Consider the following 23,836-nt stretch of genomic DNA (forward strand, 5'->3'; position numbering starts at 1 on the left):
GACGAAGGTGCCCGAGATTGCCGGATGAAGGCGCCGGGAGTGCCGGATGAGTGTGCCCGGGGGTGCCGGACGAAGGCGCCGGGAGTGCCCGATGAAGGAGCTGGGAGGCGCCCGTTGAGGGCGCCCGGGAATAGCGGATGAGGGCGCCCGGGAGTGCCCGATGACGGGTGCCAGGGAGTGCCCGGCGACGGCGCGCGGAAGCGCCGGACCGACCCACGAGAGAGTGCCCCATGAGCCTGACCCTTGACGACATCACCCTCACCTACCCGGACGGCGACGGCCGCCTGACCGCCCTGGACGGTGTCGGTCTCCGGGTGCCGGCAGGGACCATGACGGCCGTCGTCGGCCCCTCCGGATCCGGCAAGTCCAGCCTCCTCGCGGTCGCGGCGACCCTGGTCTCCCCGGACCGCGGCCGCGTTCTCGTCGGCGGTACGGAGACGGGGACGCTGACCTCCGCCGAGCGCGCCGTCCTGCGGCGGCGCGAGATCGGGATCGTGTTCCAGCAGCCGAACCTGCTGCCCTCGCTGACCGCGCTGGAGCAGCTCCAGGTGATGGGCCACCTGGACGGACGCCGCCAAGTGGTGGACCGGGCGAGGGAGTTGCTCGCCGCGGTCGGACTCGGCGACCTGGCGCACCGGCGCCCCCACCAGCTCTCCGGCGGCCAGCGGCAGCGCGTGAACATCGCCCGCGCGCTGGTCAACGAGCCGTCGGTACTCCTGGTCGACGAGCCGACCAGCGCCCTCGACCACGAACGCGGCACGGCGGTGCTCGACCTGCTGGTCCGGCTCACCCGTGAACGCGCCACGGCGACCGTCCTCGTGACACACGACCGCGCCCACCTCGGCGAGGCGGACGCGGTGCGGGAGATGACGGACGGGCGCCTGGAAGCACCCGTCGGAGCCTCGGGACCGGACTGAGGCGGTGCGGGTGGGTGAGCGCCCGGAGCAGGGCGGGACTCAGCTCAGTTGGCGCCCGGACCCGAACTGGCCAGGGCCTCCGACAGCTCGGCCGCGACCTGCTGGAGCACCGGCACGATCTTCTCGGTGGCGGCCTCGGTGACCCGGCCGGCCGGGCCGGAGATCGAGATGGCGGCCGCGGTCGGGGAGTCGGGCACGGAGACTGCCAGGCAGCGGACGCCGATCTCCTGCTCGTTGTCGTCGACCGCGTAGCCCGTCCTGCGCACCTCGTCGAGCGCGGCGAGGAAGCCGTCCGGCGTGGTGATCGTCTTCTCCGTCGCGGCGGGCATCCCGGTACGGGAGAGCAGCGCGCGCACCTCGTCGTCCGGGGTGTGCGCCAGCAGCGCCTTGCCGACGCCGGTGGAGTGCGGCAGCACCCGGCGGCCCACCTCGGTGAACATGCGCATGGAGTGCTTGGACGGCACCTGGGCGACGTAGACGATCTCGTCCCCGTCGAGCAGCGCCATGTTCGCGGTCTCGCCGGTCTCCTCGACCAGGCGCGCCAGATAGGGGCGGGCCCAGGTGCCGAGCAGCCGGGAGGCGGACTCGCCGAGGCGGATCAGACGGGGACCGAGCGCGTACCTGCGGTTGGTCTGCTGGCGTACGTATCCGCAGGCCACCAGGGTGCGCATGAGCCGGTGAATGGTGGGCAGCGGCAGCCCGCTGCTCGCCGAGAGCTCGCTCAGGCCGACTTCGCCCCCGGCGTCCGCCATGCGCTCCAGCAGATCGAAGGCGCGCTCGAGGGACTGGACGCCGCCACTGGGAGCGGAGGATTTGGCGGCGTCGGTGGTGCTGGCGCTGGACGGCGGCACGGCGGCGGTCCTTTCGGGGCGCGGGATCGAGCGGGGTGACCCGAAGAGTCTCGAAGGGGGCGGCGGCGGGTGGCGGGCGGGCAGAGACGCAGCCTACCCGGCAGTCGATCGACTCCCGGGTTGTACGTCACTACATTCTACTGGTCGGAAGTTGACTTCCGCCTTGTGGAAACATCCAGAGTCGAGCAGGCCGGAGGCGGAAGTGGGCCAGGTGGAGGCAGGGTGGAGAAATGAACCCTTGACGGCGCGAGGGTCGGAGTGAAGACTTCTTCAACAGAAAGTTGAATTCCGTTACGCGGAAGTAAACCGGCGACAGCGGGAGTCAATGGCAGCGGAGAGAGGGGTCCGGGTGTCCGATGTCGAACTGGTGCTGCGCTCGACGCGCGTCATCACGCCCGAAGGGACGCGCGCCGCTTCGGTCGCGGTCGCCGCGGGGAAGATCACGGCCGTGCTCCCGTACGACGCCGAGGTACCGTCCGGCGCCCGGTTCGAGGACTTCGGCGACGACGTCCTGCTGCCCGGCCTCGTCGACACCCACGTCCATGTGAACGACCCCGGCCGCACCGAGTGGGAGGGCTTCTGGACCGCGACGCGTGCCGCGGCCGCCGGCGGCATCACCACCCTGATCGACATGCCGCTCAACTCCCTCCCGCCGACGACGACGGTCGGCAACCTCCGTACGAAGAAGGAGGTCGCCCGCTCCAAGGCACACATCGACGTCGGCTTCTGGGGCGGCGCGCTGCCCGACAACGTCAAGGACCTGCGCCCCCTGCACGACGCCGGTGTCTTCGGGTTCAAGGCGTTCCTGTCGCCCTCCGGGGTCGACGAGTTCCCCGAACTGGACCAGGAGCAGCTCGCCCGGTCCCTCGCCGAGATCGCCGGCTTCGGCGGCCTGCTGATCGTGCACGCCGAGGACCCGCACCACCTGGCCGCCGCCCCGCAGAAGGGCGGCCGCAAGTACGCCGACTTCCTCGCCTCGCGGCCCCGCGACGCCGAGGACACCGCCATCGCGAGCCTCGTCGCGCAGGCCAAACGCCTTGACGCGCGCGTGCACGTACTGCACCTGTCGTCGAGCGACGCGCTCCCGCTGATCGCCGCCGCGAAGGCCGACGGCGTACGGCTCACCGTGGAGACCTGCCCGCACTACCTCACCCTGACCGCCGAGGAAGTCCCCGACGGCGCCAGCGAGTTCAAGTGCTGCCCGCCCATCCGCGAGGCCGCCAACCAGGACCTGCTGTGGCAGGCGCTGGCCGACGGCACGATCGACTGCGTGGTCACCGACCACTCGCCGTCGACCGCCGACCTCAAGACGGACGACTTCGCGACCGCGTGGGGCGGCATCTCCGGCCTTCAACTGAGCCTGTCCGCCGTCTGGACCGAGGCCCGCAGGCGCGGCCACGGCCTGGAGGACGTGGTCCGCTGGATGTCCTCCCGTACGGCCGAACTGGTCGGCCTCGGCGACCGCAAGGGCGCCATCGAGGCAGGCCGCGACGCCGACTTCGCGGTGCTCGCACCTGACGAGACCTTCACCGTCGACCCCGCCGCGCTCCAGCACCGCAACCGGGTGACGGCCTACGCGGGCAGGACCCTCAGCGGCGTCGTGAAGTCGACCTGGCTGCGCGGCGAACGCATCGCAGCCGAGGGCCGGTTCACCGAACCCACCGGGCACCTCCTCACCCGAAACCCGTAAGCCCACCGGACCTCTCCTCCCTCGCCGCCCGCCGGCCGACCGCCGTTTCCCACCGCCGATCCGCACAACTCCGATCCGCATCACCGGCTCCCACGACCCATCCGCACCACCGATCCGCACCACCGATCCGTACACCGACCGCCGCACCGCACTCCGGCACCCGCACCGCATCCGCACCCGCAACGGCCGACCCCCGAAAGGCAGATCGATCATCGTGACGGCGCAGCGCTCACCCGTTCCGGCCACCTTCACCGGAGACGCGAACCCCTACGGAGGCGGCGACCCGTACGCGGACTACCGCACCGCCGACTTCCCCTTCACCCAGTACGTCGACCTCGCCGACCGGCAGCTCGGCGCCGGGGTCGTCGCCGCCAACGACGAGTTCTTCGCCCAGCGCGAGAACCTTCTCGTGGCCGAGGCCGCCGAATTCGACCCCGAGCACTTCGGCCACAAGGGCAAGATCATGGATGGCTGGGAGACCCGGCGGCGCCGTGGCGCCTCGGCCGAGCACCCGTGGCCGACCGCTGAGGACCACGACTGGGCCCTGGTACGCCTCGGCGCCCCCGGTGTGATCCGCGGGATCGTCGTCGACACGGCCCACTTCCGCGGCAACTATCCGCAGGCGGTGTCGGTCGAGGGCGCGTCGGTGCCCGGTTCGCCGTCTCCCGAGGAACTCCTCGCGGACGACGTGAAGTGGACGGCCCTCGTGCCGCGCACGCCGGTCGGCGGTCACGCGGCCAACGGATTCGCCGTCTCCGTCGAACAGCGCTTCACGCACGTGCGCGTCAACCAGCACCCCGACGGGGGCATCGCGCGACTGCGTGTGTACGGCGAGGTCGTGCCCGACCCACGCTGGCTGTCCGTCCTCGGCACCTTCGACGTGGTCGCCCTGGAGAACGGCGGACAGGTCGAGGACGCCTCCAACCTCTTCTACTCACCCGCCACCAACACCATCCAGCCAGGCCGCTCCCGCAAGATGGACGACGGCTGGGAGACCCGCCGACGCCGCGACAACGGCAACGACTGGATCCGCTACCGGCTCGTCGCCCAGTCCGAGATCCGCGCCATCGAGATCGACACGGCGTACCTGAAGGGCAACAGCGCCGGATGGGCCGCCGTGTCGGTGAGGAACGGCGGCGAAAGCGGCGAAGGAGAGGCAGGGGAGTGGACGGAGATCCTGCCCCGCACCCGCCTCCAGCCCGACACCAACCACCGCTTCACCCTCACCGCGCCCGTCGTCGGCACCCACGCGCGCGTGGACATCTTCCCGGACGGCGGCATCTCCCGCCTGCGCCTCTTCGGCTCCCTGACGGAGGAGGGCGCGTCCCGCCTGACGGCACGCCACCAGGAACTGGGCGGCTGAACCTTCCGGAGCCCGCATCCGGAGCCGTCATCCGGAGCCGTGGGGCCTGTGGCGGCGGACCTGGTCCTGGGGCCTCTGGTCCAGCGGTCCCGCGGTCTTGCGGGTCGTGCGGTCCCGTGGGGGCGCGCCGATGCCGGTGGGCAGCCCCACGGACCGTGGTCCGGCTTGTGCCATGTACCACGCCTGTCCTGGTAGTCCCGGTAGTCCAGGTATCGGGACTACCGGGCGTGACGTGCCGCGCTACGCCGTGTGGCCTCCGCCCACCGCGAACTCCGCCCCGTCACCTACCCCGCCTCGCTTCCCGTCAGATACACGACCGTCGAGGCGACCTCGTCGGCGGCGCCGAAGTGGCCGAGGGCGGTCATCGCGGTCTGGCCCGGTGCGTACGGACCGTCCGCCGGATTCATGTCCGTGTCGGTGGGGCCGGGATGGACGACGTCGGCGGTGATCCCCCGGGCGCCCAGTTCCCGGGCCAGTGCCTTGGTGAGGCCGATCAGCGCGGACTTGCTCATGGCGTAGAGCGTCGGCCCGGGGCCGGAGACCCGCTGTGTCATGCAGCTGCCGATCGTGATGTTCCGCCCTCCCGCCCCGAGGTGCGGCGCGGCAGACCGGGAGGCCGGAAAGACCCGGTTCCTTGAGAAGTCATGCGTCCATCCCAGCGGCCCCGCGCGGCAGGCGCCGGCGGCGAACGGACGCCGATTCGCCCGGCGCCGCCGCACCTCACCCGACCGGCCGGAACTCTTTGCTCCGTCTCCCGCGTTCTTTCGGCGTGACACTTCAGCAAGAAATCGTCGGCAACGCCATGCAGATGGCGGTGGTCAACCTGCGCCTCGGCCAGACCGTGTACTGCGAAGCGGGAAAGTTCCTGTTCAAGACGACCAACGTGACCATGGAGACGCGGCTCTCCGGGCCGTCGGGCGGCGGTGGCGGCGGTCAGCAGGGCGGTGGCGGTGGCATGGGCGGCATGCTGCGCCAGGCCGTGGGCACCGCCATGCAGGCCGGCCAGCGTGCCCTCGCGGGCGAGTCGCTGGCGTTCCAGTACTTCACGTCGACGGGCGGCGAGGGCACCGTCGGTTTCGCGGGCGTGCTGCCCGGCGAGATGCGCGCCCTGGAGCTCGACGGCACGCGCGCGTGGTTCGCGGAGAAGGACGCCTTCGTGGCGGCGGAATCGAGCGTGCAGTTCGGCATCGCCTTCCAGGGCGGCCGGACCGGGCGCAGCGGCGGCGAGGGATTCGTCCTGGAGAAGTTCACCGGGCAGGGCACGGTGATCATCGCGGGCGCGGGCAACTTCATCGACCTGAACCCGGCCGACTTCGGCGGCCGCATCGAGGTCGACACGGGCTGTGTCGTCGCCTTCGAGGAGGGCATTCATTACGGCGTCCAGCGCATCGGAGGGCTCAACCGGCAGGGGCTGATGAACGCGGTCTTCGGCGGCGAGGGCCTGTCGCTGGCCACCCTGGAGGGCAACGGACGGGTGATCCTTCAGTCCCTCACCATCGAGAGCCTCGCCAACGCCCTGAGAAAGGCCCAGGGCGGCGACAAGCAGGGCCCGACGGGCGGGCTCTTCTCGACCAACGAGGGGTGAACCGTCGGCCGATCGAAGCGGGGTGACGCGTCGGCCGACGGGGGGCGGGTTCTCGACCGGCCCGGGGTGGGCCGGCCGCGGGACCGCTGAACGGATGCCGGGGGACTGATGCCGGGTGACTCCGTCGTGGGACCGATGAGTTGCGGGCGTCGATGGGGTCTGCCCTGATGACAGCAGACCCCACCGCAAGGAAGTAGGCACCGTCATGGGCAAGCTCACCCTTACCGCTTTCGTCACTCTCGACGGAGTCCACCAGGCGCCGGGCGGTCCGGAGGAGGACCCGAGCGGCGGCTTCGACCAGGGCGGCTGGAGCGTCCCCTACGGCGACGAGGACTTCGGGCGCTTCGTCACCGACGGCTTCTCCCGCGTGGACGCCTTTCTGCTGGGCAGGCGCACGTACGAGATTTTCGCGGGCTACTGGCCGAAGATCACCGACCCGGACAACCTGATCGCCTCCAAGCTGAACTCGCTGCCGAAGTACGTCCCCTCCTCGACTCTCAAGGAGCCCGCCTGGGAGGGCACGACCGTCATCACCGGCGAGCTGGGCAAGGAGGTCAACGCCCTCAAGGAGCGCACCGAGGGCGAGGTCCAGATCCACGGCAGCGCCGCGCTCGCCCAGTCCCTGTTCGCGCTCGGCCTGATCGACACCCTGCACCTGATGACCTTCCCCGTCGTGCTCGGCGCGGGCCGCCGCCTCTTCGCCGAGGGCGCCGTCCCCACCGCGTTCCGGCACGCCGGCGGTACGACCACCGGCGCGGGTGTCGCCATCCACACGTACGAGCGCGAAGGCCGCCCCACGTACGGCAGCTACTAGGCGTATCGCCCGCCCGTCGCCCGTCGCCCGTTGCCCGTCGTCCGGCACCGAGCCGCTGTGGGTCGTTCACACAGGTATCGCGCTCGGCGGTGAGCGTCTCGGGCGACGGGCCTGGTGGGTGGTGTCGCGGTGCTTGCGGGGGCCGCGTGTGGGCCCTGCGCGACAAGTAGCGGCAACACGATTGCGAGCCCCGCACCTTCGGTCCGCCGCGGTCCTGGCGTGTCCTTGACCCCCACTCCCAGCCACGTGAGGTCCCTCGCGGACTTTCGGCTCAGAGGCTCGCTCCGCCGCCCAGCAACCGGGCGAGCGTGCTTACCGTCCCGTCGATCTCGCGGGCGCACCCGTGCAGCACGGAGTGGGGCCTCCCCCACGGGTCCGAGATGTCGTCCTCGGCCGGCGGGACCGGGGCGGCGGCACCCCGACGACGGGCCGTGGCCGCGACCACGACGTCCAGACCGTCCGCGACCGGCGCGGCTTGCCCACCCGGTACGTCGCCATGCGTGGTCGCCGTACCTTTCACGTCACGCACTGTGTTGACTCTCCCCGAAGCGAGACGTACGAACTCCTTCAGGGTGAAGCAGCGCCGCAGCGCTGTCGGCGCGAGCCGTACGGCGGCCTCCCGGTGTTCGTGCGCGAGCCCGAGGACCAGCGCTGCTTTCGCGACGAGCTGCGCGGTGAGCGGGCGGGCCGCAAAACCGGAACCGTCGCCGCCCAGTTCCTCCAGCACCGCCCTGGTGGAGGCATCCATGCCGGACCAGGGCCGCGCCTGCGTTCCGGCGCTCTCCGGCCGTAGGACCGAACCGGGCGGAAGTCTCGCGGTCAGCAGCCGCTCGGCCAGCACCGAGCGGTGCACGTTGCCCGTGCAGATGAACAGGACCCGGGTCACTCCTCCCCCGCGAGACGTGTGGCCGCCGCGGCCTCCTTCGCGGGGTCCGACACACGAGGAGCGGGCAGCTCGCCGTACGAGCCGTAGGTGCCGTAGCCATTGCCCCGGGGTACCGGAGCCATGTTGAAGACGGTGCCGAGGACGCGGACACTCACGCGGTCCAGCGATTCCGCGGCGGTGCGGACCTGCTCCCGGCTGGTCTTGGCGGCACGGACGACGAGCAGTGCGCCGTGGGTGAAGGAGGCGAGTCCGAGGGTGTCGGCGACCGGCAGCAGCGGTGCGGTGTCGACGATCACGACGTCGTAGGTGTCCGCCAGTTCGCGCAGTACCTCTTCCATGCGCGCCGAGGCGAGCAGCTCCGTGGGGTTCGGTGGTACGGCGCCGCTGGCGAGAACCGAGAGCCCGTCGCCGGCCTGCTGCATCACCTCCTCGATACGAGCCTGTCCGATGAGCACGGTGGTCAGACCGGCGTCCTGGACGAGACCGAAGGACGAGGCCACGCACGGTCGGCGCAGGTCGCCGTCCACGAGGCAGGTGGAGAGACCTGCCTCGGCGAGCGAGAGGGCGAGGTTCACCGAGGTATTGGTCTTGCCCTCGCCAGGCACCGAACTTGTCACCGCGATGATCCGGGGAGGCTCGTCGACCTGCGAGAACTGCAGGTTGGTGCGCAGTTTGCGGAAGGCCTCGGCACGCTGGGAGTGCTCGTCGGCGCTGACGAGCGGTTGCCTGGGGACGTTCCTGTCGTACGGGATGGTGCCGAGCCCCGGCAGCGTCGTGAACTCGTCCAGCGCCTCGCTGGTCTTGAGCGTGGTGTCGAGAGTCTCGCGCAGGGCGACGAGTCCGGCACCGAGCAGCAGGCCGCCGAGCACTCCCGCGACCAGGTTCAGCATCGGGCGGGGTGAGACCGGACCTGCCGGGGCGACGGCTTCCTGGGTGACGCCAAGGGAGACGGGCGAGGTCCCGGCGTCCGTACGGCGGCTCTTTCCTGTCTGCTCCGAGCCGGGCGTCTCCAGCCGCTCGACGACTGCGCTGAACCGCTGGGCCACGGCGTTGGCGATGCGCGCCGCACGCTTGGGCTCGGCATCCCGGACGGTGATGTCGATCAGCACGGTGTTGAGGGGGGCGGCGGCGGTGATCCGCGACGCCAGTTCCTCCGGAGTGGTGTGCAGTCGCAGCTCCTTCACCACGGGCCGGGTCACCTGGCGGGTGGTCACGATCGCGGCGTACGACTGGACGCGCGCCTGCGAGAAGCTCTGCCCCTGGTTCATCTGGGCGGTGTCGTCACCGGTGCGGGTGGCGACGAAGAGCTGGGTCTTCGCCTCGTAGACGGGTGTGCTCAAACTCGTCGCGGCGAGCGCCGCCCCGGTCGCGAGAACGAGACAGACCACGACGGTCGGCCAACGTCCGGCAAGAGCCTTCAGGAATCCGTGGAGATCCAAGCTGCACCCCTCATGGGACCGAGGGAACCGCCCGAAATGGAATGTTCTGTTCCCTGTGTACGCGGCCGACGATAGGGACTCGCGCGCGTCAATCGGGGGAGCCACCCCTGTGTCGGCCCGCCAAAAAACGACCCGGGTGACGCACACGGCCCCGCCGGGGTGGCGGCATGGGCCATCGAGAGGCAAGCGCTACGCCATCGGGTGACTTCTGGGCAGTGTCACGCCAATCGGTGTCATATATCCCATTTATTCCATGTATCTAGATGTTGGTATCCACATCTTGCTTACGGCCGACGTTGCGGCCCGGCCCGACTGAAGTTGAGGAGAGCGAAGAAGATGACGACATCGCCCAGATGGCGGGTTGCCTTGGCGTCAGCGGCATCAGCTGCTGTGCTTGTTGCCGCACCGCTGGTGGGGGCGCAAGCCGCCCACGCGCAGCCGACTTCCCCAACGTGCCACGCGTACCCGCCGGTGCCCCCGCAGCTCACCTTGAGCCGCACCGTGTTGCCCGCCGGGGACACGCTGACATTCCGTGGCAATTGCTTCGCCCCCTTCGAGCAGGTCGTGGCGGAACTGCACTCGCATGAGGTCGTCCTCGGCAGGTTCAGGGCGAGCGCGCAGGGAGTTGTCAGGGGCGAGGTGACCATCCCGCGGAAGACCGAGCCGGGTTACCACACCCTCGAGCTGGAGGGCCGCAAGTCCGGGCTGGAGCTCTCCGCCCGGATCAAGGTGCTGCGCGCGAAGCACGAGCAGGGTCACAGCGGGCACGAGCAGTCCGGTTGGTCCCCCTGGTCCCCCTGGTCGAATGGATCCGACCGTCCTGACGGACAGGGTGGGCCTGGCTGGCACGACTCCGACGTACGGGGCAACTCCCATCATTCCTCGGGCCTGGCTGTCACCGGCAGCGAGCAGGCCGTGGCAGTGAGCGGCATCGCGGCCGGGCCGCTCGCGGCCGGCGCGGGCATGATGTTGGTCGTGCGCCGTCGCCGCAGTTCATGACGGAACAGGACATCAGCCCGGCGCAACCACGGCGTCCCGGTTCCGGCCGAAACGCCTTCCGCATGCGCAGGCCCGGCTGCTCCCGTGAGGGGGTGCCGGGCCGCCGTCGCGTGGTCAGGAACATCCTGCTGGCCGCAGCGGCGCTCCCACTGACCGGCGTTGTCTGGATCGGTGTCACCGGGCTGCTCGCCCGTTCGGAGTTGACGGCGGCCGGGCGGGACCTCGATGCACTGCGGCAGTCGGTGGCGTCAGTGCCCGGCGCCGCCCCTGGTGCCGTGCCGGCGTCCGCCCGGGAGCGGGAGGTGCGTTCCGCCGCCGCCCACGCCGCTCGGGCGCATCGCCTCACCACCGGCCCGGCCTGGTACCCCGCAGCCGAGCTGCCCTTTCTCGGCGGCCCGGTCAGGACCGTGCGCGGAGCCGCGTACGCGGCCGACCGGCTGGCAGACGATGTGCTGTCCCCGCTGGTGCGAGCCCTGCCACCACCCACGCCGGACAGCCGCGGTGACGGGATGTCCGAGGCCCTCATGACCTTGCAGAAGCACGCGCCGGAAGTCGTTCGGGCCGCCCGCGCTGCGGTCGAGGTGCAGGCCGACGTCCGCGGGCTGCCCCGGTCCACCTGGTTGTCGGCCGTCGACCGGGCCCGGGCCGGTCTCGCGCGACAGGTCGACCGCCTCGGCCCGGTGATGGCCGACGCCTCCCTCGCGGCCCGCGTCCTGCCGCCCATGCTCGGCGCGCGAGGGCAACGGCGCTATTTCCTCGCGTTCCAGAACATCGCCGAGGCGCGTGGTACCGGGGGCGTTCCGGGGGCTTTCGCCGTGCTGTCGGCCGACCGGGGCCATCTGTCCTTCGAACGGTTCGGCAACAACACCGAGATGGCCACGGCGAAGACGGCCCTCGACCTGGGAGCCGGCTTCGCGGCCCGCTACCAGAGCAGCGAGCCCACCCGAGTGTGGGCCAACTCCAACATGAGCCCGCACTTCCCCTACGCGGCCCGCATCTGGGCCGCGGCGTGGCGCGAGCACACCGGCGAGCGCGTGGACGGTGTGTTCGCCGTCGACCCCGCCACGTTGAGCCGCTTCCTGCGCGTCACCGGCCCGGCCCGCATGGCGGGCGGCACCGAGCTCACCGCCGACAATGTCGTGGACCTCACCGAACGGGCCAGCTACGCGATGTACGACGACGTGGCGCGGCGCAAGGCGTTCTTCGTCGAGGCGGCCCGCGCCGCCGCCGGCCCCCTGATCACCGCGACGGGCGACATGCGCCGACTGCCCGCCCTGCTCGTCGCCCTGAACGACGCCCAGCGGGACGGGCGGCTGAAGGTGTGGAGCGCGCATGCGGCGGAGCAACGTCTCATCCAGTCGCGCCCGTATTCGGGCACGCTCCCGGAGGCTCCCGGCCCGTTCGCGGGGCTGGTGGTGAACAACGCGGCCGGCTCCAAACTGGACTACTACCTCGACCGGAGCCTGGTCTGGGAAGCGAACGGCTGCTCCAGCGGCGACCGCCCGGTCACCGTGACCGTGACCCTGACCAACCGGGCCCCGGTCTCCGGGCTGCCCGGTTACGTCACGCTGCGGGAGGACTCCCCGCCCTACCGCACCCGACCGGGTGACAACCGGCTCCTGGTGTCGTACTACGCGGGCGTCGGCGCCACGCTGACCGGCGCCACCCTGGACGGCCGCCCGGCGGAGGTCGCGCCCGGTGTCGAACGCGGCCACTCCGTGTACACGCTGGACCTGGAGCTGCCCGCCCACTCCAGCCGCACGCTGGTGCTGCACCTGCTGGAACCGCACGCGGACCGCGCCCCCGTCCTCCTGCGGCAGTCCCTGGTGACGCCACTGCGAGCCACACTGAAAGCGACCGCATCCTGCCACGTCTGAGCGTGCCGCACCGGCGCGGTGTTCCTGAGCTGTGCGGCTGCTCGCGTCGTGCGCGACGGGAGAGCACGCCCCGGACGATCCGGCGGGCCGGGCCGCGGCGGGTCATCGCGCATCGTAACCGGACGGCCATCGAGCGCGACGGGCGGCTCCGCACACCTTTTCGGTGCCCTCCTCGGGCCTCTCGCCCCCGTGGCCGGGTGTGTGCATATGCACGAGGCATGACGCTCTGCTCATCGGGTGAGAGTTGCGCGCAGTCCAGCGTCGCGCCTCCCCTGTTCAGTGGGCAGTCATACACACTCGCATAGTCCTTTTTGTTGCGCTTGGAGGGCGAATGCGGCTGTTCGGGGAGACGATGCCCCATGTGCCAGTGGCAAGACCTGCGCAGACACAGGTTGTCCGGGAGCAGCCGCCGACCGGGCGCCGCACGGGCAAGCCCGTCTGGTACGCGACGGCCGCTGTCATCGGCGACGTGACCGGCGCCGCCGTACCGGTGTATCTGGCCTTCGCGCTGGCCGGGAACATGCATGCCGCGGCCTACGCGATAGTGGCGGCCGCGGCATGGCTGCTCGTACGCGGCGCACGGGACCGCTACGGCGAGCGCGGTGTCGGTGAGCGCGACACCGTCGGTCCGGCACTGCAGGACTGGCTGGTGCTGGTCGGACTGCTCGCGGTGGTGCGGGCGGCGACAGGCGAGGAGTCCCCGTTCCCCCTTGCGCTGGCCGCCCTGGTGCCCTGCGCCCCGATGAGCGCCGTCGTACAGACTCTGATCCACCGTCATCTGGCCGCCCGACGCCGCGACGGCCTGACCGCCCGCCGGGTCCTGGTGATCGGGGAGGCGAACGCTGTCGACGGATTGGTGAGTCACCTCGCGAAGCGGACCGACCACGAATTCGTCGTCGTCGGGGTGTGCCCGATCGGCGACGAGGACCCGCACGCACTGGCCCCGGTCGCCACCCGAATCGGCCGGCAGGCACCGCCACGCCCGTCGGCCGACTCCGCCCCGGTACTGGTGGCGGCCCGACGGCTCTCCGCGGACGTGGTCCTTGTCGTGCCGGGACCGTACATGAGCGGAACGCGCCTGCGGCGGCTGTCGTGGGCCCTGCACGGCGCGGAGTGCCCGCTCGTGGTCGTACCGGGACTGACCGAGGTTGCCGGGCGCCGGGTGGGCGTCGTCTCCGTGGCGGGGCTCACCATGCTGACCGTGGCCCCGCCCCTGAGGCGGGGGCTTGCGATGCTGCTCAAGTCGGTGACGGACCGGCTGGGTGCGGCGCTGCTGATCGTGCTGCTCGCCCCGGTGTTCGTGGCGGTGGCTCTCGCCGTACGGATGGACTCCCCGGGCCCCGCCGTGCATCGGCAGACGCGCATCGGACACGGCGGAAAGCCGTTCACCATGGCCAAGTTCCGCACCATGGTCGCCGATGCGGAGCGGCTGAGGCATCAGCTGACCGGGACCAACGAGCAGGACGGCCGCATGTTCAAGATCCGCCGCGATCCGCGGATCACCCGTGTCGGACGGGTGCTGCGCCGCTGTTCCCTGGACGAACTGCCCCAGCTGTTCAACGTGGTGCGGGGACACATGTCCCTGGTCGGGCCGCGCCCGCCGCTGCCCGACGAGGCCGCCGGTTACGACGAGGTGGAGCGGCGCCGGCTGGCCGTCAAGCCGGGGCTCACCGGCCTGTGGCAGGTCAGCGGACGCTCCGACCTCTCCTGGGACGAGACGGTCGCCCTGGACCTCAGGTACGTGGACAACTGGTCCCCGTCGGGGGACCTCGGGGTGCTGTGCCGGACGGTGGGAGCCGTCGTGGCGGGCAGGGGCGCCTACTGAGCGACTGCCCGCCCCGCCACCAGGCCCGACAGCACCGATGACATCCACCGATGTCCACGGACATCCACCAGTACCGGCGATCCTCCTGGAGGGCCCATGCCGCCCGGAAGCCCCATCGACCACTCGCCCCGGGACCGGTTCGGACCGGACCACCACGCCGCGGGGGACCGCGTCGGCCCGCCAGCGGAGGCCACGGACGTACTCGTCCTTGCAGACCGGCTCTTCCGATGGGCCGACGCCCGCGACTGGGCCGGCCCGGACCCGTACGACGGCCTGACCGGCCCGCTGGGACGGCTGGCCGTGCACCGCGTGCTTCGGCAGGTGGTCCTCCAGGCCGTCAAACGCAGCCGGATCGACCTGCGTCCGGTCCTGGGCATCCACCCGCTGCGCACCGCGACGGCCGTCGGCACCGCGGCCGGTGCCTGCGCCAGGCTCTCGGCCTTCCCCGTATGGCGGGAGCGCGCCCTGTGCCTGGGCCGTTCGGCCGCCGACGAGCAGCTGTCCGGGCGCTACGCCGGTCTGTGGCGCTACGAGTTCGACGTGCAGACCCGCTGGGCGTACTACCCCGCCTCCGTCCCGAACCTCGTGGCCACCACCTTCTGCGCGGACGGCTGTCTGGACACCGGGACGCTCGGCGACGAGGCGGTACGCTCCCTCGCTCACGGGCTCCTGGAACACCTGCACAACGGCGAGTTCTTCACCTACACACCGACCAGCGGTGTCCTGGTCCACAACGCCAACCTCATGGGTGCCGCGCTCGCCGCCCGCCTGGCCCGCACCGGGACGCTGCCCGGCGCTCTGACGGACCGCCTGGCCGATGCCGCCCGCGGCGCGGTCCAGGTGAGCCTGGACGGGCAGCGCCCCGACGGCTCCTGGCCTTACGGACGGGGCCCGAGGCTGGGATGGGTGGACGGCTTCCACACGGGGTACGTGCTGCTGCGGCTCGAACAGGCGGGAACGCTGCTCGGCGTCGACGTCCGGCGCCCCCTCGAACGGGGAGCGGACCATTATCTGCGGCACCTGTTCGACGGCCCGCTGCCCCGCTACTTCGCGGACGGCGGGAGCAGACGGGACCCGAACAACGACGCGACGGCGGTACGGATGGCGGCCTGGGCGGCCCATCACGGTTTCGTCCGGGACGGCTTCCCCCGGGCCGTGCTGGCGGCCGTGGTGGACCGCTATCCCGGTCTCGGCTCGGACAAGCGGGCCGTGGGCTCCCGGCGGAACAGGTCCCTGTGGCAGTCGCCCCGGTGGAGCGCCGCTCCCCTTCTGGACGCGCTGACCGCCCTCCACGCCGTCCTGCCGGGCGGCCGGCACCCCGCCGCCCCGGCCGCCGATCAGCCGACGACGGTCGCCTCGTAGCCCGCCAGGACGTCCGCGGTCCGCCCCGCGTCTCCCGCCGCGTTCCGCTCCCACCACACGGCCGCGCAGAACAGCCCGAACACGGCGAGCCCCCGGTCGCGCCGGCCCTGGACGTGTTCGGCGACGAAGCGGTCGGCGGCCCGCCGGTCGAAGAGGTCGTCGAACACGGGGGAGCGCCGCACCTCGGCCCACAGACGGGCGCCGTGCTCGCGCAGCAGCGACCGCACTGGTGCCCCGAACCCCGTCTTGGGGCGCCTGGCGACGAACTCCGGCACACCTGACGCCACGGCTGCCGCGCGGAAGCGCGCCTTGCCGTCGCCCAGCCGCAGCTGTTCCTCCGCGACGGCGCCGAGGGCGGCGGCCACCACCGGCTCCCCCAGGAACGGCACCCGTAGCTCCACGCTCGCCCGCATAGACGCGCGGTCGCCGTACAGCAGGTTCAGCCCCGGCAGGAACAGCCGCCGGTCGCATTCCGCCAGCGCCGCCAGGGGCGTTCCGCCCGCGTCCAGCACGCCGCCCGCCACCTCGCGATGCCGCTCGGTGACCGCCTCCAGCCCGACGAGCGGCGACAGCGCCGCCCACTCCCGCCCGGAGTAGTACGCCTGCGTCGCCCACGACCAGTCCCGGGGGCCGAGCTGGAGCAGGCGCCCGAACTTGTCGGCCCGTCCCCGGTAGCGCCGGGGTCCGGGGACCATGGTGGTCGCGCCGAGTGCGGGACGTGCCCAGGCGGGGAGCCGTTGCAGCAGCAGCACGGCCTGGTAGCGCTCGTAGCCGAGGAACAGCTCCTCGACCCCGAGCCCCGACAGCAGCACGGTGGCCTCACCGCGGGCGGCGCGGGAGAGCTGCATGAGGGCGACGGCGGCCGGATCCCCGAAAGGGAGCTCCATGGTGGTGACCAGCTCCGGGATCCGGCGCAGTACATCGACGTCGAGGTCGACCCATGTCAGCGGCAGGCCCAGCTGCCGGGCGACCCGGGCGGCGTACGGGGCGTCGTCCTCGAAGGGCTCCGAGGCGGTCGCCGTGGTGCGCGCTCTGGCGGCGAAGGCGGGTCCGGCAAAGCCTTCGCGGCTCATCTCCACGCCCAGCCACGTGCTGTCCAGCCCACCGCTCAGCAACAGCCCCACCGTCACGTCCGCGCGCACCTGCCGGGCGACCGAGGCGCGCACCGCGGCACCGATGTCCCCGGCGGGCACCGCGGCACCGGCCCGCCACCAGGGTGACGCCGCGGCATAGCCGGGAGCCCGCCGGGACAGCACCGTTCCGGCCGGTACGGCGTGAACGCGCTGCCAGCCGGTCCGCGGTGGCGGCGTCCACAGGAACATGGCGCCCTGCGCCACGGCGACCGGGTCGGCACCGCCGGTCAGCCCGGCGGCCCGCAGCGGTTCGATCTCACTGGCGAGCGCGACCGTGCGGCCCGCCGCGTCGACCGCCGCGTACAGCGGTTTGACGCCCAGTCGGTCCCGTCCGTAGCGCAGCTCGCCGTCGGGCATGAGGAGGACGAAGGCGAACATGCCGTCCACCCGGTCGAGCAGTCGGGGCGCGTCGGGCTGCAGCAGCAGTTCGTAGAGAACCTCGGTGTCGCCCTCGGTCGTGAACGTCACGTGCCGCTTCCGCAGCACCTCGCGCAGGTGCGCGGCGTTGTAGATCTCGCCGTTGTAGACCAGCACTCCCCGCGTCGGGGAGCCGAAGGGCTGGTCGCTCCTCGGATCGAGGTCCACGACGGCCAGGCGGCGGAAGTGCAGTGCCGCGTGCCAGTTGCCACCGCCGAGGTCCAGGTGTCCGCTCGCGTCGGGGCCGCGGTGCGCGAGCGCCGCGCACGGGTCCTCGTGCGACGGCGGCAGGTGACGCCCGGCCTGGTTCAACAGGACCACGAAACCGCACATCAGAGTGCCGTCGTGGTCGAAGCGGAACCACCGGCCGGGCGGGCCGCCTGGCCGCCCGGCTTCGGCACGGCGGCGGCGACGCCGGGACCGGGCGGCGGACAGCCCAGCGCCCTGGCCAGAGCCGGCGTGCTGGGGGAGGTCCCCACGACGCCGTCCTCCGTGAGCGAGCGGGCCGCACGGCAGGCGACCAGGGAACTCCACAGCGCGGAACCGAAGTCGGCGGCGGCAGCGGTCTCCTCGCCGAGGGGTTCGCCCCGGACGAGACGGACGAGGGAGTGCATCTCGGCCGCGTGTCCCTTCGGGCCGCCGCGGTACTTCGTCGTGACCGCCCTGCCCCCCTTCCACACGGTGAGCGAGCGGAAGTCGTCGATCCTGGCCGCCACCCCGTCGGTGGCCACCTCCAGGAGTTCCTTGGGAGCGCCGGGCGGCGTCAGCCCCCCGTACAGGATGGAGGCGGCCGACCCGTCGTCGTAGGTGATCTGCACGGTGAGGCTCTGCGCGGCGGCCGGGTCCCGCGTATCCACGCCGACCGCCCGCACACCGACCGGCCGGCCGGGGACCAGGAAGCCCGCCGTGTCGATGAAATGGCACACCTCGCCGAGCAGCCGGCCACCCTGCCCCGCGTCGAAGTACCAGTGGCCGGCCGGGAGCCGACCCGCGAACACCCGGTGGACGACCTGGATTGGCGCGCCCGCGGGGAGCACGGCGCGAAGGTCCCGCACCGAGGGGGCGAACCGCCGGTTGAACCCCGCCATCGCCGGGGCACCGGAGATCAGCCACGCGTCCGCGATGTCCTCCAGCTCCGTCTCCGTCAGGCCCAGCGGCTTCTCGCAGTACAGGGCGGCACCCTCGCGCAGGACCCGCGCCGCGTACCGGCCGTGGCTGTCGTGGCGGCTGAGCACCATCACGCAGTCCGCGTCGCCCGACACGAGTCCGGTGTCGACGCTTTCGGCCACGGTACGAAAACCCCACCGCCGGCCCTGGTGCGCGGCGGACAGCCCCCGTCCGCCGGCGACCCACGAGAAGGCGACGCCGGGTTCCCTTTCCAGCTCGGGGAAGAGCGTCCTGGTGGCGAAGTTGCCCGCGCCGATCGCCGCGAGCCGCAAGGTGCCACGGGGGGCGGTCCACGTGCGGGAGGCTGCCTCCGGAGCCGGCCGGGAGGGGAGTTGAGCGGTTCCGGAGTACCGCAGCAGCAGGGCGACACTGCGTCCGGCGGACGACGGCTTCAGCGCCTCGTACGCGCCGGCCGCGTCCTCGACGGGGAAGACCCGCGGCTTGAGCCGGGCGAAGTCCACCGCGCCCGTGGACAGGAGCCGCAGCACTTCGGCGAGGTTGCGCCGTTCCGTCCAGGGGACATAGCCCTCCGGGTACGGATGGCCGTCCTCTTCGAACCGTGCGTCGTACCGGCCGGGGCCGTAGGACCGGGCATAACGGATCGTCAATTCCTTGTGGTAGTAGGACGACCGTGGCGGTGCGACGTTGACGTCACCGACGACCACCACGGTGGCGCGGTCACGGGCGAGGAGGCCGGCGAACTCGACGGGGTCGGAGCTGGACGTGGCGGCGGTGATGAGCACCGCGTCCGCGTCGGAGCCTGCCCAGTGCCGGGAGACGTCGCCGGGCAGGCCGTCCGCCTCCCGCGGGAAGGCCACAAGACCCGCCGACTCGGCGAGCGCCACCATGACGGGGTCGGGATCGATGCCCACCCCGTCGTATCCGTAGGCGCGCAGCAGTTGGAGCGTGATCTGGCCGACCAGGCCGAGGCCGATGACGGCGATCCGTGAGCCCGGCACCACCTCGGCCTGGTGGATGCCCTGAAGCGCGATCGCGCCGACCGTGGCGAAGGCGGCCCATTGGGTGTCCACGGCGTCCGGCACAGGGACGACAAGGTTGCGGGGCACGGCGACGATCTCCGCGTGCGACGCGTAGCGGGCCCCGGCGGCAGCCACCCGCATCCCGGGGCGGATGTCGTCGACCCCCTCACCCGTCCGCAGGACCGTGCCCGCGCAGGAGTACCCGAGCTGCACCGGACGGTCCAGGCGGTCCTGGACCGTCCGGTAGGTCTCCACGAGGCCCGTTCGCTTCACGCTGTCGAGTACTTGCGCCACCTGCTCGGGCCGCTGCCGGGCCTTGCCGAGAAGGCTCTGCGCGCCGGTCGAGACGGTGGCCCGTTCCGTGCCGGCGCTGATGAGCGACCAGTCGTTGCGGATCACCACCACACCGGCGGCTGCTTCGGGGGCGGGAATCTCTCCCACCGTGATGGCACCGGTGCGCGGGGACAGGAGCACTGTCTTCATTTCCTGCCTTTACGGGAGGGGAACGCGGCCCAGCGCACTGTAGGGAGGCCGCATCACCGGCTCGTGCACTTCACCCGTGGAACGGACCAGACGGACGAACATCTCCATGCGGCGGGGTGAACATGCCACCGGCATGATGCGCGTTGTCGCGGAATACCGATTCCCTGGCGCTCGGCGAGCGCGTGTTCCGCTCCCGGGACCACGGCCGCCGATGGGTGACGCCCCGGCAGAGGCCGGGTGTCGCCCTGGAAGGAGAATCGGGTGAAGCAGGTGATGGTCGTCTACGGAACGAGACCGGAGGCCATCAAAATGGCCCCCGTGATCGAGGCACTCGACCGGTCCCCGATATTCCGACCGACCGTCACGGTGACCGCTCAGCACCGCGGACTGCTCGACCAGGTCCACGCGTTGTTCGGCATCCGAGCCGACCACGATCTGGACATCCTCAGCGAGCGCCAGTCCCTCGCCGACATCACCGTGCGTGTCCTCGACGGGCTGTGTCCGCTGCTGCTGCAGGAGCGCCCGGAGGCGGTGCTGGTCCAGGGCGACACCACCACCGCGTTCACGGGGGCCCTCGCCGCCTTCTACAGCCGGATCCCCGTGGTCCACCTGGAGGCGGGGCTGCGTACCGGCGACCGGTACTCGCCCTTCCCCGAGGAGATCAACCGCCGGCTCGCGACCCAGCTTGCATCCCTGCATCTGGCTCCCACGCCTCACGCACGGGACAACCTGCTGCGGGACGGCGTCCCCGCGTCGTCCGTCGTCGTCACCGGGAACACGGTCATCGACGCCCTGCTCTGGGCGGTCGGACGCAAGGCGCATTACGGCGATCCGGCCCTGGCCGACCTCGACGACACCGCCCGCCGGGTCCTGCTGGTGACGGCCCATCGAAGGGAGTCGTGGGGAGGCGGAATGGAGTCCATCGGCCGCGCCCTCGCCGATCTGGCGCGTGCCGAACCCGACCTGCTCATCGTGCTGCCGCTGCACCCCAATCCGGTCGTACGGGCGGCGATCCTGCCCCAGGTCGCCCACATCGGCAGCATCCGCCTGACGGAACCGCTGGCCTACGGGGCGTTCGCCCGGCTGATGAATCGCGCGCACATCATCCTGACCGACAGCGGAGGCATCCAGGAGGAGGGGCCGGGCCTCGGCAAGCCCGTGCTGGTCATAAGGGACACCACGGAGCGCCCCGAGGCACTCCGGGCCGGAACGAGCCGTCTGGTGGGAACCGACCGCGAGCGCATCGTGAAGCAGGTACGCCTGCTGCTGCACGACCGTGCGGCATACGCGGCCATGGCGAAGGCCGTGAACCCGTACGGCGACGGGCGCGCCGCGGACCGTACCGTACGGGCGATCGGGCACTGGATGGGCCTGTGCGGGCGTCCTGCGGAGTTCGGCGACGCGCCGGTCTCCGCAGGCGACTCGGTGTCAGCTCCAGATGCCGCGGGTGTCGAAGACGGCCTTGCCGCGCAGCGCGGTCCGTTTGACGCCTCGGAAGGCATCGTGGTCCACGAGCAGGACGACGACGTCGGCGTCCCGCACCGCGGTGGTGACGTCGACGAGTTCGGCCACGCCCGTCTGCGCCAGTGAGTCCGGCAGTTCCCTGATGTGTGGTTCCGCGACCAGCAGCCGGCCGAGCTGACGCTCGGCCAGCTGCGTGACGATGTGCAGGGCGGGGCTCTCCCGGAGGTCGTCGATGTTCGCCTTGAAGGCCAGACCGAGGCAGGCGATCACCGGGTCCTTGAACCGGCCGGCCGTCCGGGCGACCTCGCCGAGCACGTAGTCCGGCCGCTCGTCGTTGACCTCGCGGGCGAGCCGGATGAGACGGGACTGCCGGGGCGCGGTGCCGACGATGAACCAGGGATCGACGGCGATGCAGTGCCCGCCGACGCCCGGCCCCGGGCGCAGGATGTCGACCCGCGGGTGACGGTTGGCCAGGGCGATGACGTCGCCCGCGTCGATGCCGATGTGGTCGCAGACCATGGACAGTTCGTTGGCGAAAGCGATGTTGACGTCCCGGAACGCGTTCTCGCTGAGCTTCGCCATCTCCGCCGTGGTGGCGTCGGTCAGCAGGCACTCCCCTTTGGCGAACACCTCGTAGAGCGTGCGCGCCCGCTCGGCGCAGCCCTCGCCCACACCTCCGACGACCCGGTCGTTGGTCACGATCTCGATCATCGTCCGGCCCGGCAGGACGCGTTCCGGGCAGTGGGCGACCCGTACGTCGGGCACGTCGCCCGCGTCGTGCGGGAAGGTCAGGTCGGGCCGGTGCTTGCCGAGCCACCGGGACAGCTCGACGGTGGTCCCGGGTGGCGAGGTCGACTCGAGGATGACGAGGTCACCGGCTTTGAGCACCGCGGCCACCGAGGCCGCGGCGCTGCGCACGTAGGACAGGTCCGCCGTGCGGTCCTCCTGGAGCGGGGTGGGGACGGCGATGATGAAGGCGTCGGCGGCCTCGGGTGTGCCCGTCGCGCGCAGCCGCCCCATGGCCACGGCGCCACTGACGGCGACCGCCAGATCCGGTTCGACGAAGGGGGCACGGCCGGCGTTGATGAGCTCGACGGCGGCGGGGTTGACGTCGACACCGACGACGTCGATGCCGTGGGTGGCGAGGGCGGCGGCGGTGGGGAGGCCGATGTAGCCGAGGCCGATGACGCAGACGGTGGAGAACACCTGCAGAACTTCCCTTTCAGCGGATGACGGCGACTTGCCCGAGGGGACCCGGCCACGGAGGTCGGCACCGCGTTCAGACCGGGACTCCCTTGACGGCCTCGACGACGCCGACGCCGTTCGCGATCGCCTGGCGCAGGTGCGTGCGCGACCGGAAGACAACGGTCATGGCCAGCAGCATGAGTGTGTCCCCCATGACGGCGTAGAGCACCGCCGGACGGTTCACCGGTCTCACACCGATCCGGGCGAGCCGCCAGCGGGACCGGACGACGCGGCGCCTCACGAGCAGTTCGTCGTCCCGGTTGATGTCCGATGCGCTGTGGTGGAGGAAGGCACGTGGAGTCCAGACGAGTTCGGTTCTCGCCGCCACACGAGCCGAGAAGTCCAAGTCCATTCCCGACCCCGCCCGGGCGCGGGTCTCGTCGAACCGCAACTCCGCGATGGCCTGGCGGCGGTAGGACATCGAGCAACCGGAGAGCCAGTCGACCCGGTACGGTCCGCTGCCGGTCCGGCACATCGTGTTCATGCCGGACGGCAGAAGCGCACCCTGGCGTGCACTGTCGAGCAGGAACACCCGGCGGCACCATCGCACGGGGCCCCTGGCCCGGCGGGGCGGCAGATCCGCGATCCGGCCTCCCACACCGCCACAGTTCGGATGGGCTTCGAACGTCGACAAGATCTCCGCCAGGTACTCGCGGTCCAGCGCTACATCGTCGTCGGTGAAGTGCACGATGTCCGCCGAGTTCTCCAGCAGTTCTAGGGCCGCGTTCATCTGCACGGTCTTCCTGGCGGGACCGCGGGTGAACGTGACCGGAAGGCCGGAGCTCTGCTCGAAGAGTTCGACCACACGCCTGGTGGCATCCGTGTCGCTGCTGTCGACGACGATCAGACGATCAGGACGTCTCGTCTGTGCCGCTACCGACTCCAGGCACTTTCGTAGCTCGTCCTCGCGGTTACGAGTGCAGATGACCAATTCATGACGCATACGACACCGTCCCATTCACTACCGACGACAGCCTCTTGGTGGGGGACGCACGATGGACGTGCCGGACCTCGTGCTCATCGGCCCCAGCAGATCAGGCGCGGAGATGCAAGCCCGCGCCCCCGGTCATCTCCACGTGGCTTCCGCCCCCGGGTTACGCACGGAGTTCCCGATGACCGGGATTGGCGCTCGCGGTCAGTCAACAGAGAAACAGGAGCAGCAGACCTCCGACACGGCGGGCCGTGGAATTCTTGCCCGGAAAGCAGTACTCGCCCGCATGGATTCACGGGGCGCGGTCCCGCCGCTCTGCAGGGACAGCGTGTCGAACCATCGAAACAGCTCATTGACCCCTAGGTTCCGGCGTGATCGCCGGCATGGCAGGCAGTGTCGCCGTTTTCG

The 23,836-nt window shown here is 71.5% G+C and carries 16 protein-coding genes and 2 pseudogenes; 10 read left to right on the plus strand and 8 right to left on the minus strand.

Annotated elements, in window-relative coordinates; genetic code table 11:
• Positions 1 to 230: 230 nt before the first annotated feature.
• Positions 231 to 917: an ABC transporter ATP-binding protein gene (locus ACZ4N5_RS06510; RefSeq protein WP_467755992.1), complete on the plus strand. Its 687-nt coding sequence runs from the start codon at positions 231 to 233 to the stop codon at positions 915 to 917.
• Between the two features lie 44 nt (positions 918 to 961).
• Here ACZ4N5_RS06510 and ACZ4N5_RS06515 read toward each other — a convergent pair whose 3' ends face one another.
• A complete protein-coding gene (locus ACZ4N5_RS06515; RefSeq protein WP_467755993.1) occupies positions 962 to 1,768 on the minus strand; it encodes an IclR family transcriptional regulator in 807 nt (268 codons plus the stop codon).
• A gap of 349 nt (positions 1,769 to 2,117) precedes the next feature.
• Here ACZ4N5_RS06515 and allB point away from each other — a divergent pair, with 349 nt between their 5' ends.
• Positions 2,118 to 3,458 (plus strand): allantoinase AllB, encoded by a 1,341-nt coding sequence (gene allB / locus ACZ4N5_RS06520; protein ID WP_467755994.1) that lies wholly within the window; start codon positions 2,118 to 2,120, stop codon positions 3,456 to 3,458.
• 214 nt (positions 3,459 to 3,672) lie between these two features.
• Positions 3,673 to 4,821, plus strand: coding sequence for an allantoicase (alc, locus tag ACZ4N5_RS06525; RefSeq protein WP_467755995.1), 1,149 nt, complete (start codon positions 3,673 to 3,675; stop codon positions 4,819 to 4,821).
• Between the two features lie 240 nt (positions 4,822 to 5,061).
• Here alc and ACZ4N5_RS06530 read toward each other — a convergent pair.
• Positions 5,062 to 5,447, minus strand: a pseudogene (locus tag ACZ4N5_RS06530) (SDR family oxidoreductase); the annotation flags it as partial.
• A 143-nt stretch (positions 5,448 to 5,590) separates the two neighbouring features.
• On the opposite strand from ACZ4N5_RS06530, the gene ACZ4N5_RS06535 reads away from it, so the two are divergent.
• Together ACZ4N5_RS06535 and ACZ4N5_RS06540 are read left to right on the plus strand one after the other, a co-directional pair.
• Positions 5,591 to 6,406 (plus strand): AIM24 family protein, encoded by an 816-nt coding sequence (locus ACZ4N5_RS06535; RefSeq protein WP_467755996.1) that lies wholly within the window; start codon positions 5,591 to 5,593, stop codon positions 6,404 to 6,406.
• A gap of 205 nt (positions 6,407 to 6,611) precedes the next feature.
• Entirely contained in the window at positions 6,612 to 7,220 is a 609-nt protein-coding gene (locus ACZ4N5_RS06540; RefSeq protein ID WP_467755997.1) for a dihydrofolate reductase family protein, read from the plus strand.
• Between the two features lie 271 nt (positions 7,221 to 7,491).
• On the opposite strand, the gene ACZ4N5_RS06545 is transcribed toward ACZ4N5_RS06540, so the two are convergent.
• A complete protein-coding gene (locus ACZ4N5_RS06545) occupies positions 7,492 to 8,106 on the minus strand; it encodes an arsenate reductase/protein-tyrosine-phosphatase family protein (protein ID WP_467755998.1) in 615 nt (204 codons plus the stop codon).
• On the minus strand, positions 8,103 to 9,545 hold the full coding sequence (locus ACZ4N5_RS06550; protein WP_467755999.1) for a tyrosine-protein kinase domain-containing protein: 1,443 nt from the start codon (positions 9,543 to 9,545) through the stop codon (positions 8,103 to 8,105). Before ACZ4N5_RS06550 ends, ACZ4N5_RS06545 begins: the two co-directional genes overlap by 4 nt.
• Positions 9,546 to 10,034: 489 nt before the next feature.
• On the opposite strand from ACZ4N5_RS06550, the gene ACZ4N5_RS06555 reads away from it, so the two are divergent.
• The 4 genes from ACZ4N5_RS06555 to ACZ4N5_RS06570 all read left to right on the plus strand — a co-directional run bounded on the left by ACZ4N5_RS06555 (position 10,035) and on the right by ACZ4N5_RS06570 (position 15,608).
• Positions 10,035 to 10,544, plus strand: a complete 510-nt coding sequence (locus tag ACZ4N5_RS06555) for a hypothetical protein (protein WP_467756000.1) — start codon at positions 10,035 to 10,037, stop codon at positions 10,542 to 10,544.
• Between the two features lie 62 nt (positions 10,545 to 10,606).
• On the plus strand, positions 10,607 to 12,421 hold the full coding sequence (locus tag ACZ4N5_RS06560) for a DUF4012 domain-containing protein (protein ID WP_467756001.1): 1,815 nt from the start codon (positions 10,607 to 10,609) through the stop codon (positions 12,419 to 12,421).
• Positions 12,422 to 12,773: 352 nt separating this feature from the next.
• Entirely contained in the window at positions 12,774 to 14,246 is a 1,473-nt protein-coding gene (locus ACZ4N5_RS06565) for a sugar transferase (protein ID WP_467756296.1), read from the plus strand.
• A 96-nt stretch (positions 14,247 to 14,342) separates the two neighbouring features.
• Positions 14,343 to 15,608: a hypothetical protein gene (locus ACZ4N5_RS06570; RefSeq protein ID WP_467756002.1), complete on the plus strand. Its 1,266-nt coding sequence runs from the start codon at positions 14,343 to 14,345 to the stop codon at positions 15,606 to 15,608.
• On the opposite strand, the gene asnB is transcribed toward ACZ4N5_RS06570, so the two are convergent.
• Entirely contained in the window at positions 15,584 to 17,491 is a 1,908-nt protein-coding gene (gene asnB, locus ACZ4N5_RS06575; protein WP_467756003.1) for an asparagine synthase (glutamine-hydrolyzing), read from the minus strand. The two genes, ACZ4N5_RS06570 and asnB, sit on opposite strands and share 25 nt — an antisense overlap.
• Positions 17,491 to 19,788 (minus strand): bi-domain-containing oxidoreductase, encoded by a 2,298-nt coding sequence (locus ACZ4N5_RS06580; RefSeq protein WP_467756004.1) that lies wholly within the window; start codon positions 19,786 to 19,788, stop codon positions 17,491 to 17,493. The genes asnB and ACZ4N5_RS06580 overlap by 1 nt, the downstream gene beginning before the upstream one ends.
• A gap of 261 nt (positions 19,789 to 20,049) precedes the next feature.
• On the opposite strand from ACZ4N5_RS06580, the gene wecB reads away from it, so the two are divergent.
• Positions 20,050 to 21,378: a non-hydrolyzing UDP-N-acetylglucosamine 2-epimerase gene (gene wecB, locus ACZ4N5_RS06585; protein ID WP_467756005.1), complete on the plus strand. Its 1,329-nt coding sequence runs from the start codon at positions 20,050 to 20,052 to the stop codon at positions 21,376 to 21,378.
• Here wecB and wecC read toward each other — a convergent pair.
• Positions 21,280 to 22,458: pseudogene (gene wecC / locus ACZ4N5_RS06590) on the minus strand (UDP-N-acetyl-D-mannosamine dehydrogenase); the annotation flags it as partial. The gene wecB and the pseudogene wecC overlap by 99 nt on opposite strands.
• Before the next feature lie 73 nt (positions 22,459 to 22,531).
• Positions 22,532 to 23,440: a glycosyltransferase family A protein gene (locus tag ACZ4N5_RS06595; RefSeq protein ID WP_467756006.1), complete on the minus strand. Its 909-nt coding sequence runs from the start codon at positions 23,438 to 23,440 to the stop codon at positions 22,532 to 22,534.
• Positions 23,441 to 23,836: the final 396 nt, after the last annotated feature.

Source organism: Streptomyces sp. NPDC026500 (genome assembly GCF_055567635.1).